At 37.9% G+C, this 14,788-nt stretch carries 10 protein-coding genes; 6 read left to right on the top strand and 4 right to left on the bottom strand.

All coding sequences use genetic code 11. From position 1 onward, the window contains the following. Window positions 1-7: 7 nt before the first annotated feature. Window positions 8-1,984, top strand: a complete 1,977-nt coding sequence (locus H9L23_RS19640; protein WP_187591931.1) for an alpha-ketoacid dehydrogenase subunit alpha/beta — start codon at window positions 8-10, stop codon at window positions 1,982-1,984. Between the two features lie 95 nt (window positions 1,985-2,079). After that, complete coding sequence (gene ade / locus H9L23_RS19645; protein WP_187591932.1) at window positions 2,080-3,717, top strand: adenine deaminase; 1,638 nt, start codon at window positions 2,080-2,082, stop codon at window positions 3,715-3,717. Between the two features lie 123 nt (window positions 3,718-3,840). Here ade and H9L23_RS19650 read toward each other — a convergent pair whose 3' ends face one another. The 3 genes from H9L23_RS19650 to H9L23_RS19660 all read right to left on the bottom strand — a co-directional run bounded on the left by H9L23_RS19650 (window position 3,841) and on the right by H9L23_RS19660 (window position 7,299). Further along, window positions 3,841-4,449 carry a SprT-like domain-containing protein gene (locus H9L23_RS19650; protein WP_187591933.1) on the bottom strand — a complete coding sequence of 203 codons (609 nt, stop codon included), beginning with the start codon at window positions 4,447-4,449 and terminating at the stop codon, window positions 3,841-3,843. A 125-nt stretch (window positions 4,450-4,574) separates the two neighbouring features. Further along, window positions 4,575-4,952: a GxxExxY protein gene (locus H9L23_RS19655; protein WP_187591934.1), complete on the bottom strand. Its 378-nt coding sequence runs from the start codon at window positions 4,950-4,952 to the stop codon at window positions 4,575-4,577. Window positions 4,953-5,031: 79 nt separating this feature from the next. Then, window positions 5,032-7,299, bottom strand: a complete 2,268-nt coding sequence (locus tag H9L23_RS19660) for a helix-turn-helix domain-containing protein (protein ID WP_187591935.1) — start codon at window positions 7,297-7,299, stop codon at window positions 5,032-5,034. 346 nt (window positions 7,300-7,645) lie between these two features. On the opposite strand from H9L23_RS19660, the gene H9L23_RS19665 reads away from it, so the two are divergent. Next, complete coding sequence (locus H9L23_RS19665; protein ID WP_187591936.1) at window positions 7,646-9,229, top strand: peptide chain release factor 3; 1,584 nt, start codon at window positions 7,646-7,648, stop codon at window positions 9,227-9,229. A 96-nt stretch (window positions 9,230-9,325) separates the two neighbouring features. Here the strand turns inward: H9L23_RS19665 and H9L23_RS19670 are convergent, their stop codons facing one another. Then, window positions 9,326-10,345 (bottom strand): helix-turn-helix transcriptional regulator, encoded by a 1,020-nt coding sequence (locus H9L23_RS19670; RefSeq protein ID WP_187591937.1) that lies wholly within the window; start codon window positions 10,343-10,345, stop codon window positions 9,326-9,328. A gap of 288 nt (window positions 10,346-10,633) precedes the next feature. Between H9L23_RS19670 and H9L23_RS19675 the strand changes: the two genes are divergently transcribed. From H9L23_RS19675 to H9L23_RS19685, 3 genes are all read left to right on the top strand, one after another. Further along, window positions 10,634-12,151, top strand: a complete 1,518-nt coding sequence (locus tag H9L23_RS19675) for a TROVE domain-containing protein (RefSeq protein ID WP_187591938.1) — start codon at window positions 10,634-10,636, stop codon at window positions 12,149-12,151. Window positions 12,152-12,969: 818 nt separating this feature from the next. Further along, window positions 12,970-13,731, top strand: a complete 762-nt coding sequence (locus tag H9L23_RS19680) for a nucleotidyltransferase domain-containing protein (protein WP_187591939.1) — start codon at window positions 12,970-12,972, stop codon at window positions 13,729-13,731. Continuing rightward, complete coding sequence (locus tag H9L23_RS19685; RefSeq protein WP_187591940.1) at window positions 13,721-14,782, top strand: DNA polymerase beta superfamily protein; 1,062 nt, start codon at window positions 13,721-13,723, stop codon at window positions 14,780-14,782. The genes H9L23_RS19680 and H9L23_RS19685 overlap by 11 nt, the downstream gene beginning before the upstream one ends. The last annotated feature ends 6 nt before the right edge of the window (window positions 14,783-14,788 follow it).

Below are 14,788 nucleotides of genomic sequence, written 5' to 3' on the forward strand. Positions count from 1 at the left end.
ACCAGATATGCAATTTAACAGAGGTGATAAAGACGACAAGTTCTTACTGAACTTATACAGAAGATTGCTTTACCCCCGGATGGTTGAAGACAAAATGCTCAAACTTTTACGCCAGGGCAGGATTGGCAAATGGTTTTCGGGTATTGGTCAGGAAGCCATAGCAGTTGGCACTACCCTGGCCATGCAAAGCGATGAATATATTTTGCCCATGCATCGTAATTTGGGTGTTTTTACCTCTCGCGATATTCCCTTAAAAAAATTAATGGCCCAATGGCAGGGCAAAATCACCGGTTTTACAAAAGGCCGCGACCGCTCCTTCCATTTCGGCACACAGGATTATAAAATTATTGGGATGATCTCCCATCTCGGTCCACAAATGGCATTAGCAGATGGCATTGCATTGGCCGATGTTTTGGCAAACAAGCAACACGCTACCCTGGTTTACACAGGCGAGGGTGCGACTAGTGAAGGCGATTTTCATGAAGCCTTAAATGTTGCCGCAGTTTGGAACCTCCCTGTAATCTTTCTGATCGAGAATAACGGGTATGGGCTTTCTACCCCGAAATCAGAGCAGTTCAGGTGCAAAAACCTGGTTGATAAAGCCATTGGTTATGGCGTAGAAGGTATTCAGATAGATGGGAATAATATTTTAGAAGTTTATGATACCATCAACCAGCTGGCTAATGAAATCCGGAAGGATCCAAGACCGGTTTTGGTAGAATGCCTTACTTTCAGGATGCGGGGCCATGAAGAAGCGTCAGGTACAAAATATGTTCCGCAGGAACTATTTGATGAATGGGAAAAGAAAGATCCATTAAGTAATTACGAAACCTATTTAATTGAGCAGGGTATTTTAACTTCCGATTCGGTAATCGACATCAAAATTCAAATTAAAAGAGATATTGAGTTAGAAGTTGAAGAAGCATTTAACGAAGCTGAACCAGAAGCAAATGCCAGTCAGGAAGAGACCGACATGTATTACCCCTATCAGCAAGAAGTTATTCAACCTAACCAAACTTCCACCGATAAAAGATATTTAGATGCCATAACCGATGGATTAGACTTGGCCATGCAAAAATACCCCAACCTGGTTTTAATGGGGCAGGATATTGCAGATTATGGTGGGGCTTTTAAAATTACAGATGGCTTTACAGCGAAATATGGCAAAGGTAGAGTCCGCAATACACCAATTTGCGAATCGGCCATTGTAGGTGCGGGATTAGGCCTATCCATTAATGGTTATAAAGCCGTGGTAGAAATGCAGTTTGCCGATTTCGTAACGGTTGGTTTTAATCAGATTGTAAATAATCTTGCAAAAACACATTACCGCTGGGGTGAAAAGGCCGATGTGGTGGTGCGCATGCCAACAGGTGCAGGAACAGGTGCAGGCCCATTTCACTCACAAAGTAATGAAGCCTGGTTTACCAAAACACCCGGCTTGAAAATCGTTTATCCGGCTTTCCCAGAAGATGCAAAAGGCCTGTTATTGGCAGCTATCGAAGATCCTAACCCAATTCTGTATTTTGAGCATAAATACCTCTACCGAAGTTTAACGGCTCCCGTTCCGGAGGGTTATTATACTACAGAAATCGGTAAAGCAGTCACACTTGCCAAAGGGAATACATTCGCGATCATTACTTACGGATTAGGGGTACATTGGGCTTTAGATTATGTAAATCAGCATCCAGCATGCGATGCCACGATAATTGACCTGCGCACACTTCAGCCCTGGGATAAAGAAATCGTTCGTGAAACAGTAAAAAATACGGGGAGAGTTTTAATTTTGCACGAAGATACCTTAACCAACGGTTTTGGTGCAGAAATATCTGCCTGGATAGGAGAACATTGTTTCCCTTATCTGGATGCTCCTGTAATGCGTTGTGCAAGTTTAGATACGGCAATCCCGATGAACAAGGTATTAGAAGACGATTTCCTGGCTAAGGCAAGATTAGCAGAAACCATAGATAAATTATTAAAATACTAAGATAGGTTAATCGTATAAACTGTTCAAATCGGTTAATTGTTAAGGTAAATCTACAGTTAACCGATTATACAATTAACCAGTTAAACACAAAATAAATGAGCAATTTTAAAGTCGAAGGAAATATCATTGACATCACAAAACGAAATATTTTCTTTGGCGAATTGGAAGTTGAAGGAGGCAAAATAAAATCAATCACCAAAGTTTCCGATCAGCGGGAAGGTGTTCCTTTTATTTCTCCCGGCTTTATTGATAGTCATGTGCATATAGAAAGCAGCATGTTAATTCCAAGTGAATTTGCGCGGCTGGCTGTTGTTCACGGAACGGTTTCTACCATAAGCGATCCCCACGAAATTGCCAATGTTTGTGGCATGGAGGGTGTAGAATTTATGATCGAAAACGGCAATACCGTGCCTTTCAAATTTAATTTTGGCGCACCGAGCTGTGTTCCGGCTACTATTTTTGAAACTGCAGGTGCAGAATTAAATCACGATGATGTAAAAGCGCTTTTAGAACGTCCTGAGATAAAATACCTCAGCGAAATGATGAATTTTCCGGGTGTACTTTATAAAGATGACGAGGTTTTAAAAAAGATTGCTGCCGCTCATCAGTTGGGCAAACCTGTTGATGGGCATGCTCCCGGTTTACGCGGTGATGCTGTTCAGCAATATATCGACGCGGGAATTTCCACCGATCACGAATGTTTTACCGCGGAAGAAGCACTGGACAAATTACAGCGTGGAATGAAAATCCTCATCCGTGAAGGAAGTGCAGCCAAAAACTTCGAAGCATTGATCGATCTGTTAAACGATTGGCCGGAAATGATGATGTTCTGCAGCGACGATAAACATCCCGATAGCTTGGTCGAAAACCACATCAATCAGCTTTGTGCAAGGGCGGTAGAAAAGGGAATCGATATTTTCAATATCCTACAGGCAGCCTGTATCAATCCTATTCTTCATTATAAACTAGATGTTGGTTCGTTACAACTTAACGATCCGGCAGATTTTATCATATTAGAAGATTTAAAAAAATTCAAGGTAAAACAAACCTACATTGACGGATTATTGCTTGCTGAAAATGGCAAAACAGTGGGCGGTTGGGTAAAACATGTAGAAGATCAGGAATCGGTAAACCATTTCGACTGCAGCTTAAAAAAAGAAGAAGACTTTATTTATTCATTTACCGGGCAAGAAGAAATTCCGGTTATAGAAGCTTTAGATGGACAATTGATCACCAACAGATTAGTGGCCAAACCAAAATTTTTAAATCAGAATATTATTAGTGATCTGGAAAACGATGTTCTAAAAATAGTGGTGGTAAACCGTTACCATGATGCACCTGTTGCTGTTTCATTTGTGAAGAATTTTGGTTTAAAACAGGGAGCCATTGCCTCAAGTGTTGCCCACGATAGCCATAACATTATTGCTGTTGGCGCCGATGATAAGAGCATTTGTGAAGCTGTGAACCTGGTCATCAAAGAAACAGGTGGTGTAGTAGCCCTGGGCAACGGGAAAGAAGAAGTTCTAGCCTTGCCGGTAGCCGGCTTAATGAGCAATCAGAACGGTTATAAAGTTGCGGAAAGTTATACTTCCATAGATCAGTTTGCGAAAGATTTAGGTTCAACCCTACTCGCTCCTTTCATGACGCTTTCTTTCATGGCTTTATTGGTAATTCCACATTTAAAGCTCAGCGACAAAGGTTTATTTGATGGGGATGAGTTTAAGTTTATATAGATAAACTATTGAAAATCGTCATCTCGACTGAAGCTCAGCGAAATGGAGAGATCTATCCAGTTAGATTTCTCGGCTTCGTTACACCCGATAGCTATCGGGTCCGCTCGAAATGACGACTTTTCGTTATTCCAGCACAAAAACCTCAGCCAGAGGATTAAATAAATATAAACGTTTATCATCTAAACACACACAACGGTACCGCTTTCTAATCCTTTCTCCTTTGGTAAAACGCCTGCCATCTTTAATCTTAAAATTGGTATTGATAGGTAGCTGCTCTAAATGTAAAGTCTCCGTTGTATTACTATCATACTTTTTTAAAGCACGCGATAAATGCAAATCGGAACAACTTGAGGCAGCCGGATTTGACATATAATTATCAATCGCTTTATGGATATCATCAGGAAAAATATTTAATTCAAAAAAAGGAACCATCATCCGCTGAAAATTCTTCTTCCATTCAGAGCCATGCGGTTTTACTTTATTTTTAAAATCGTTCCAGGTGAGTAAATGCGCAAATTCATGTACAGTGGTAACTAAAAAAGCATAATGGTTGAGGTTGAAGTTTACCGAAATCCGGTGGCCTCTGCCCTGGTAAGGATGACGGTAATCGCCCAGTTTTGTAGAACGGGTTTTAGCGATCTTAAATTCACATTGAAAATAATCAATCCACTTCGCAATTAGCGGTGCCGCTGGTTCTGGCATGTACTGCGCTAAAACTTTAACTTTCTCCACGAATGCTAAGATAAATAATTTTAAGTTTTAACCACAAAGGACACAAATATTTACGTGGAAAACAGAATCCATAAATAGTTTAACCACAGAGTACACTGAGTTTACACAGAGAAACAGAGGTGTTTTTAGTACCCATTAACAACTCTTTTGATTCCATCTTTCAATCTTAAAACATTAAAATTCATCACTAATCCAAACCTATAACCACCCAATTTCATATAAGTTAGGGTTTGTGCTAAATGAATGTCAGTTAATCGCTCAATACTTTTCAATTCTAAAACTAGCCTGTCTTCTACCAGAATATCGATTCGATAACCACAATCCAATCTTACATCTTCAAAGTGCAAAGGCATTATTTTTTCTTTTTCAACTTGAAATCCTGCCTTGTAGATCTTGTAGAATAGACATTCCTTATAAGCACTCTCCAGCAACCCTGGTCCAAGAGCTGTGTGAACATCTATTGCTAACCCAATGATGGTTCTTGTTAATAAATCTTCTTCCATAAAATTTTGTGCTCTCTGTGCCTTAACTCTGTTTTCTCTGTGGTAAAATGAATTAGCACCCTCTGCGGTTAAAAAGAGATTATTCCTCTGATGGAAATAACGATGCCAGCACCAACTTAATCTCACCAAACGAATAATCTTTACCTAAAAACTCCCTGATCGTAGCCATCGATTTTGTTTTCTGGCTCTCTATCGCATCGCTGATGTTTCTGATTTTATTGGCTTTTACCAGTTTGGTTACATCCAATTGCTGGGTTGAAACGTAATAAGCTAAATGTCCTTCAATGGTACCAACAGAAAAACCACGTTCCTTTGCTATTTCATCAATGGTTTTGCCTTGCTCATAAAGTTCGAAGCTTACCAGCTTCGTATCTATTTTTGGTTCCTTTTTCTTTTTCTCGGCTGCTGATTTTACCTTGAGCGTTTCTCCTTTTAACTGGATGGCTTTTTGGAGTTGCTTATTTCTTTCAACCGTGTTTAATAGTGCATCGGTATCTGCTTTGCTAAACTCTTTACCATCAATCAACGCTTGCAAAAGGGCTTTGCTTTTATGCATTTTTTTCAGTTGCTCATACACCAAAATTTCGAGTTCGAGCAGCTCCGTAACATAAGTTTTTATCTGTTTTTCTTCTTTTATCACTTCGATTTGAGCCAGAAAACGGTCTGAAATTTCCTTAACCAGCGGATTAAAATATTTTAATGCGGCCACTACCCTTTTCGATACATTAAATAAAGTATGCTCAGTTTGTTGTGAAAACAGATTTTTCAACTGATTCACAAAGATATCAGCTGTTGCCGTTATTTTTTGAAAATCGGTATAAACTGTATCCGTCCACTCTTCATGTCTTTGTTTGGCCGATTTTTCGCTTTTATCAAAAGTTTGGCGGTGCTCTTTTAAATAATAACGGATCAGGTTCAGATCGAATGCAGCCAGCAGGTAACTGCGGATAAAAGTATAACTCTCTGTACTGATCTGCTCGTTAAGTACTTCTGAAGGTTGCTTGGTTTTTGAAAAATAATGTACATTTTGATCTTGCTGTAAACCACTCTCACGCAGATGAGAGGTTAAAACCAACCCTTTTAAGGAACGTAAACGTGATAGCGCCACGTAAGCCTGACCTGGCGCAAAAGCTTCACCCACGTCAATAATGGCCTTATCAAAAGTTAAACCCTGACTTTTATGTACGGTAATGGCCCAGGCCAGTTTAATGGGATATTGAATAAAAGAACCGGCCACATTTTCTTTGATCTCGTTGGTTGCTTCGTCTAATTTATATTTTACGTTCTCCCAGGTATAGGGCGAAATCTGGATCACCACTTTATCTTCCGGCAGCTCAATTTCAACTACATCCTTTTCAATATGATGCACTACACCGATTTTACCATTATAATAGCGCTTTTCGGCGGTCATATCATTTTTAATGAACATTACCTGTGCGCCAACTTTTAATTCAAGGCTTCTATCATTAGGATAAGCATATTCATTAAACTCACCCTGAACCTTTGCCTCAAAAAAATAAGACTTATTTTTCAGCTGAGTTAACCGCTCACGGTTAATGTTATCTGCTTTATTGTTATGCGTGGTTAAAGTGATATAATTCTCTTCTGCCGAAGGTTTAAAATCCTGCTTAAAATGTTGTCTAAGCAATGCAGTATCCTCAGCCGTAATTTTGTTGTTCCGCAGGTTGTTCAGCAGATCGATAAAAACCGAATCATCCTGACGGTAAATTTTATCCAGTTCGATATAAACAGGTGGGTTGTCATGCAACGCCAGCGCATCAAAAAAGTAAATGCTTTTGTAAAATTTGGCCATAATGCGCCATTCGTCATTTTTTACCACAGGCGGCAACTGGTGCAGATCGCCGATAAATAATAATTGTACCCCACCGAAAGGAAGATTTCTGTTCCTTCGAACATAACGCAAGGCAAAATCGATGGCATCGAGCATATCTGCCCGTAGCATACTCACCTCATCAATAACCAACAACTCCAATTCCTGTAACATGCGGCGTTTATTGCCCTGCATGTTTAGGTGTTTTACCAAAGTTTTAGGCGTATTAAAATTGAAATTGATGTTTTCGTTGATCAACGCTCCCGCAGCATCAGGAAAAAAAGCGCCAAAAGGCATCTGGAACAGCGAATGTATGGTTACCCCAGCTGCATTAATGGCAGCAATACCAGTAGGCGCTACAATTAAAGCCTTTTTATGTGTAAGCTGAATGAGTTTCCGTAAAAAAGTTGTTTTACCTGTTCCGGCTTTTCCGGTTAAGAAAACATGTTTTGAGGTGTAATTAACAAATTTAGCCGCAATTTCTGCGGGCATAGAAGTTTCTTCTAGAGTGGGCATCGGCAGTAAAATTTTAGTTAGCAATAAACGAAGGGACGAATAAAGCTAAACATTTTAGCACAAAACTAAAGAATCATTGATGAGAAATTTTAATTTTAAGCAGATAATTTTCGATAAATGCCACTTATATAGCCAAAGAAGTCAAGTTTTAAAAATTTGACTTCTTTAATTCTCTCTTATCACCTGCTTTTCAAACCTTTAGCAATCAAGCTATTTTCAATTAACCAGTTCAAACTTTAATCAAATTCCTTATCTTTGCGGCCTGATGAAACAACAATATTCAAATCTTATCGCTGTTAAATTCCTTTAACAAGGTTTCATCTCTTTTTACACCCAAAATTTTATTATGCTTAACCCTGAAATAGAAAAACGTAAAACCTTTGCCATTATTAGTCACCCCGATGCGGGCAAAACCACGCTGACAGAAAAGTTTCTGCTTTTTGGTGGTGCCATTAACACTGCAGGCGCGGTTAAAAGGAACAAAGCGAACCAAAGCAATACTTCCGATTTTATGGAGATTGAAAAGCAACGTGGTATCTCGGTTGCGACTTCGGTAATGGGTTTCGAGTACAGTGGCAAACGCATTAATATTCTGGATACGCCTGGTCACAAAGATTTCGCAGAAGACACTTACAGAACTTTATCGGCGGTGGATAGTGTGATTTTAGTGGTAGACTGTGTAAAAGGTGTGGAAGAACAAACCGAAAAACTGATGTCGGTTTGCCGCATGCGTAATACCCCGGTGATTATTTTTGTAAATAAAATGGACCGTGAGGGTAAAGAAGCTTACGATTTATTGGATGAAATTGAAGAAAAACTAAACATCAGCCTTTGTCCGCTTTCATGGCCAATTGGTCAGGGACATACCTTTAAAGGTGTTTACAGCATTTATAACAAACATTTAAACTTATTTAATTCGGATAAAACCAAGGTAACTGATTCAGTTGTAGCAGCGAATGATTTAAATGATCCATCTTTATTGAACTATCTGAAAGAAAACGAGATTAATACGTTGAAAGACGATGTGGAACTGGTTGATGGCATTTACGGCAAAATTGATAAAGATTTATACACCGATGGTTTGGTTGCCCCTGTCTTTTTTGGCAGTGCGATTAACAACTTCGGGATTAAAGAACTCTTAGATACCTTTATTGATATAGCCCCAAGCCCTCGCCATAGGGAAGCAGAAGAACGTGATGTACTGGTTGAAGAGAAAAATTTTAGTGGTTTTGTATTTAAGATCCACGCCAACTTAGACCCGAAACACCGTGACAGAATTGCCTTTTTAAGAATCTGTTCAGGTAAATTCGAACGCAATAAATTCTATTATCACACCCGTCAGGATAAGAAACTAAAGTTTTCCAACCCAATGGATTTTATGGCCAATGAGAAAAGTATTGTTGAAGAGGCCTGGCCGGGCGATGTGGTAGGTTTATACGATAGTGGCAACTTTAAAATCGGCGATACGTTAACCGAAGGTGAAAAATTACAGTTTAAAGGAATTCCAAGTTTCTCTCCATCTATCTTTAAAGAAGTAGAAAACATGGATCCGATGCGTACTAAACAGTTGGAAAAAGGTATTGAGCAGTTAACGGATGAAGGTGTTGCACAGTTATTTGTAATGCAGCCCGGAAATAGAAAAGTGATTGGCGCCGTAGGTGAGCTTCAGTTCGAGGTAATCAATTTCAGGCTAGAGCACGAATACGGCGCAAAATGCCGTTTCCGTACATTGAGCTATACACGTTCGAGCTGGGTAACTTCTACCGACAGAAAGAAATTGGACGAGTTTGTGAAGCGTAAGCAACAACACATCGGTTTCGATAAAGAAGCCAATCCGGTTTATTTGGCGGATAGTGAATACATGATTAATTTAACCAAACAGGATTATCCTGATATTGAATTCCATAAAACGAGCGAGTTTAAGAGTTAAAATTGAATGAGTGAATTTTAAATGAAAGAGTGATTGAATGAGAGAATATTGCAACTTTGCTATTATTCTCTCATTAAATCATTCAAAATTCAATCATTAAATATCACTCTCATATTTCTTAAAAGTCCATTCTAGTCGTTTTTTAATCTTAGAAATCAATATCCTTGGCGAAAGCACTTTAACACATTCTCCAAAACCTAAAATCTCACGTTCCAGTTCGTAATTTAATACTACATCGATCCTAAATGTGGTTGTTTTATCGTTTTTTGCTAATATTACCTGCGATGAGTGCAAAGGTTTGGTCACCACATAGGGCGCATGATCGTTGGTAAATTCAAGAATCACTTTTTGGGCACGATCTTTCTCATTTTTGGTTACACCGATCAGATCTTCGTAATACCGGTCGAAATCTACCCCTTGGTAAGCAAAAAATTCTTCATTGGGCAATTCCTGAAATTCAATGATTCGATCTAAAGCCAGATTCAAGATTCCTGGTCTTTTCTTTGCTTTACAGATCAAAAACCAACGGTTCCTATATTCTTTTAAGAGATATGGAAAATAAATGCCTTGTTGCGATTGCTGCGCTTTAAAAGATTTATATTCAATCAATAGCGATCGTTTATTCAAAACCGCCTGGTACAGTGGCGGAATGCATTCTAAACCCTTAACCAGCTTATTGCTTTCCAATTGGATATTGTTGCCACTTTGTTTGGTTGATTTGTAGAGGTTATTTTCTAAACGGGCGATCATATCGCTCATTTCGTCGAAATAGTTAAAGGCATTAAACTGTTTCAGTACGCCAACAATTTCCTTCATTTTATCTACATCAGCATTATTGATCGGCGCTTTGGTTATGCTGAAATTTGAATCCTCGTAAGCATAAAAACGTTTATCCTTCACTACGATTGGTGCATTGTATCCTAATTTATCACTTCGCATCAGCTGAATATCTGCCTGGATAGTCCGTTTGCTTACGCCTGTAGTAATACCTTCAAGTTCGTAAAGCGTTTCTGATACTTTTTCAATAAGATCCTCCAATGTCCATTTTCTAAATCGGTTTTTCAAACAATCGTCGATGGTTTTATACCGGATGAGCGCCAATTTATTTACGGCCATTTTGGAGTGGATTTAGGTTTCTGCCAGAAATCAGTTGATTTCGTTGATCTAAATATAGGAAAGTGTTTCACATCTACGCAATACATTTGCGTAGATTATAATAAAAGAAATATTTGAACGGGAAAATTAAAATTATTTAACTGATTATCAAATATTTAAATAATAATTAGCAAAATAATTTTCACTACGCAAATCAGTCGCGTAGTGGTGGTGGCATCTTTGTAATGTCAGAACGGCAAAGATATTTGCGCTGATAAAAAGAAAAATTAAACACTTAATTCAACGATTATGAAATTCAATTTCTTTAACAAAAACACACAGGTAACAACAAATCATGAGGGTGCAAAAGCATATATCATGAGTCCTGAAATGGAACTGTATACTGCAGTTGTTACTACAGGATTGAACGATTCGTTTTATGAAGCTGGCAACAGCAGGTTAGAAAGAATTAAGGCTTTGATTGAAAAATGCAATCCGGAATTCGTTGCAAGATTGGCTGTTTATGCCAGGACGCAGATGAATTTGAGATCAATACCAATGGTTTTATCGGTAGAGTTGGCCAGAAAAACTTCAGGTAACTCAATCGTGAGCAAAACAGTAAACAGGGTTGTTTTACGTGCTGATGAGATCACCGAAATGTTGGCTTACTATCAGATTGCAAATGAGCGGACTCAAACCAAAAAACTGAATAAACTTTCAAAACAGATACAAAAAGGTTTAGTAGCATCTTTTAACAATTTTGATGAATATCAATTCGCTAAATATAACAGAAATGCTGAAGTGAAATTAAAAGACGCTTTGTTTTTGGTACATCCTAAAGCTAAAGATGCCGATCAACAGTTGATATTTAATAAAATAGCATCAGATAGCTTAGCTACACCCTACACCTGGGAAACTGAACTTTCGGCTTTGGGAAAAAACAGATTTGAAAACGAATCTGCCAGAGCATTGGCCTTTACCAAAAAATGGGAAGAAATGATCGAAAGCAAAAAAATTGGTTATATGGCCTTGTTAAGAAACCTGCGCAACATTTTGGAAGCCAATGTATCAGGTAACCATATTGAAATGATTTGTAGCTATTTGTCAAACGAGAAAGCAGTTTTAAGCTCGAAGCAATTGCCGTTCAGGTTTTTATCAGCTTACCGTGAGATCAAGATGATGAAATCAAAATATGCTTCGGCCATTTTAGATGCCCTGGAAGATGCGGTAATGTGCAGTGCAAAAAACATTAAAGGTTTTGGCATTAATACTTCGGTAGTGATAGCCTGCGATGTATCAGGTTCGATGCAACATGCCATTTCGCCAAAAAGCTCGATATTTTTATATGATATCGGATTAATGTTGGCGATGTTATTACAATCGCAATGCAAAAATGTAGTATCGGGCATGTTTGGCGATACCTGGAAAATAATCAACATGCCAAAAAGAAATGTTTTGACAAACGTTCAGGAGTATTATAGACGGGAAGGTGAAGTGGGTTACTCCACAAACGGGCATCTGGTTATTGAAAACCTGATCAAAAAGAAAGAAGTAGTTGATAAAGTAATGTTATTTACTGATACACAAATGTGGAACAGTAATCATACCAGTCATTCTTTTGCCAAATCATGGACTAATTATAAAAAAATTGCTCCGGATGCAAAGTTGTACTTATTCGATCTTTCAGGTTATGTTAAACTGCCCATAGATATACAAAAGAACGATGTTTACCTTTTGGCAGGATGGTCGGATAAAATTTTCGATATCCTTTCAGCAATGGAAGATACCAAATCTGCTTTAGAAAAAATAAATCAGATTACATTGTAAATCCCTCCCGCAATATTTGGTTGCGGGAGTTTAAAAGAAAATTTAAAAAAGCAAGTGTCGTAAAGAAGAGTTACTTCGCACTCTTAATGCCCGTGTCGCAGGTTCGAATCCTGCCCCATGAAAATGGGTAGCTCAGTGGTAGAGCAGGAAACAGTCTCTTTTTGCCCTTTACCTTGCTCTAATGAACAAGAATATTAAAGTATTAAAATATGAATTATACAATACCCAAACACAATATTTTGATTGAGGGAATTTAAAAGAAATTGAAAGATTAGCAAGTGTCGTAAAAAAGAGTTACTTCGTATTTAGGGATACCCGGGTTGTAGGTTCGAATCCTACTTCTTATAAAATAGAATAGCTCAACTGGTTAGAGCAGGAAAATAGTCTCTTTTTGCCTTTTACCTTGCTTAATTAAAATCACACAGAATGCCGTAAACAAGTGTTACTTCGTCACAATTGAGGGGAGGAATAATGAAGTTGTAAACCAGCAAGATTATCCGGTTCGACTCCGGCAACGACTTGCCCCGTAAACTTTTGTTGCTTTTTGCTTCTGTTAATTAAAAAATTAAGATGCCGTTGTGCAAGTGTTACTTCGATTGGTTGAATATAGTGCAGGTTCGAATCCTGCTAGTAAATACACACTTGCCAGTATTGCTCTTAAAAATTACGCGCTCAAAAAATGGGTGCCGTTGAAAAATGTTACTTCGTCCAAATTAGAAACAATACATTTTGCATTTGTAGCCTCATTAATTAAAATTAAATTTAGAAACCCCTCGGTTAGGTGAGTTTTACCTGCCGGGGATTAATTAGAAAATAAAATGAAAACCACCATCATAAACAGACTTGCAGAAATAGAAAAGGCAAACGATATTAAAATATTATTTGCCTGCGAATCAGGAAGCCGTGGATGGGAATTTCCATCACCAGATAGCGATTTTGACGTGCGTTTTATTTATGTACGCCCGCTTAATTATTATCTTTCCGTTTCGGATAAAGACGATCATTTGGGTTTTCCAATCAATGACGAGTTAGATATATATGGTTGGGATATAAAAAAAGTACTTAAATTGATTCGTAAATCGAACACTACTCCATTCGAATGGTTACAATCGCCCATTGTTTACGGAGAACAAACTCATTTCAGGGATGAATTATGGACATTGTGCCAATCTTATTTTTATAGGAAAACGAATGTCAATCATTATTTAGGAATAGCACATGGCGCGTTGGAAACCGTAACAAATGGTGACGAAATCAAGATCAAAAAACTTTTTTATGTACTCCGCCCTTTACTTTCGGCAAAATGGTGTTTAGAGAGAAATACAATTGCACCAATGACCATCGGTCCGCTTTTAACCCTAATGCCAGCGCAGCTTCAAACATTGGTAAAGGATTTAATCACATTAAAATCGGCTTCTGCAGAAGGTTTTATCATCAAGATAGACCCTGAATTGGGCAAATACATTGACGAGGAGTTTAATAACTGCACTGGAGGCGCTAAAGATTTACCAAAAGAAAGTTTTGATGCCGAAATGCTTGATACCTTTTTTAGAAATATGCTAAACCGTTATGACAATTAAAGATTTAAAGAAAAAAAATCTGCTGTTATTTGAATGTTTAAGTGGCAGCAAAGCTTACGGATTGGATACGCCACAATCAGATACTGATATTAAAGGGATATATTATATGCCAAAAGAAATGTTTTTTGGTCTAAAGTACATTCCGCAAATCAGCAATGAAAGCAATGATGAAGTATATTATGAGATCGGCCGGTTTGTTGAATTATTGATCAAGAACAACCCGAACATCGTAGAAATTTTGGCTACTCCAGAAGAATATATTTTATACAAACACCCGATTATGGATAAGCTAAATATCGATATCATTTTATCCAAGCTCTGCAAAGATACTTTTGGTGGATATGCTTTGACACAGATCAGAAAAGCGAAGGGTTTGAACAAGAAAATATTAAACCCAATACCAAAAAAGAGAAAAACGGTATTGGATTTTTGTTTCATTACAGAAAGTTATTCATCTGTTAAAGCTAATACATGGCTTAAAAAGCACAAAATTTCTAAAGCTGATTGCGGCTTATCAAAAATTCCAAATGCTAAAAACCTCTATGCGCTGTTTTATGATGCAGAAAAGAAATTTGGTTACAAGGGGATTGCAAATAAGGAAACCGCTAATGATGTCTCAGTATCCGCTATACCTCACGGAGAAATAGAAATTGGGTATTTGCTTTTTAATCAGGACAGTTATTCCTCCTATTGCAAGGAGCATAACGAATATTGGGAATGGGTAGAAAAAAGAAATGAAGAGCGCTATAAGCTAAATAAGACTCATGGTAAAGATTACGATGCTAAAAACATGATGCATACCATAAGGCTTTTGCAAGTGGCACTTGAAATTGTAAGTGATGGAAAACTTACCGTAAAAAGGCAAAACAGAGATGAACTTCTTTCGATAAAAAGAGGCGAGTTTGATTATGATGAAGTATTAAAAATGGCAGAACAACTGATGCTAAAAATTGAGCAAGAAACGCTAACAAGCAATCTTCAGGATAAACCAGATGAACGGCAGATCGAATGTTTACTTGTAGAAATGCGAGCTATACTTTATGCCAATTAAAAAATA

The organism is Pedobacter roseus, assembly GCF_014395225.1.
Lineage (GTDB): Bacteria > Bacteroidota > Bacteroidia > Sphingobacteriales > Sphingobacteriaceae > Pedobacter > Pedobacter roseus.

Excerpts from the sequence above, each read along its gene's own strand:
- H9L23_RS19675 (WP_187591938.1), top strand. The coding sequence starts at position 10,634 with ATGAAATTCAATTTCTTTAACAAAAACACACAGGTAACAACAAATCAT.
- H9L23_RS19665 (WP_187591936.1), top strand. The coding sequence starts at position 7,646 with ATGCTTAACCCTGAAATAGAAAAACGTAAAACCTTTGCCATTATTAGT.
- H9L23_RS19670 (WP_187591937.1), bottom strand. The coding sequence starts at position 10,345 with ATGGCCGTAAATAAATTGGCGCTCATCCGGTATAAAACCATCGACGAT.
- H9L23_RS19640 (WP_187591931.1), top strand. The coding sequence starts at position 8 with ATGCAATTTAACAGAGGTGATAAAGACGACAAGTTCTTACTGAACTTA.
- ade (WP_187591932.1), top strand. The coding sequence starts at position 2,080 with ATGAGCAATTTTAAAGTCGAAGGAAATATCATTGACATCACAAAACGA.
- H9L23_RS19660 (WP_187591935.1), bottom strand. The coding sequence starts at position 7,299 with ATGCCCACTCTAGAAGAAACTTCTATGCCCGCAGAAATTGCGGCTAAA.
- H9L23_RS19655 (WP_187591934.1), bottom strand. The coding sequence starts at position 4,952 with ATGGAAGAAGATTTATTAACAAGAACCATCATTGGGTTAGCAATAGAT.
- H9L23_RS19680 (WP_187591939.1), top strand. The coding sequence starts at position 12,970 with ATGAAAACCACCATCATAAACAGACTTGCAGAAATAGAAAAGGCAAAC.
- H9L23_RS19685 (WP_187591940.1), top strand. The coding sequence starts at position 13,721 with ATGACAATTAAAGATTTAAAGAAAAAAAATCTGCTGTTATTTGAATGT.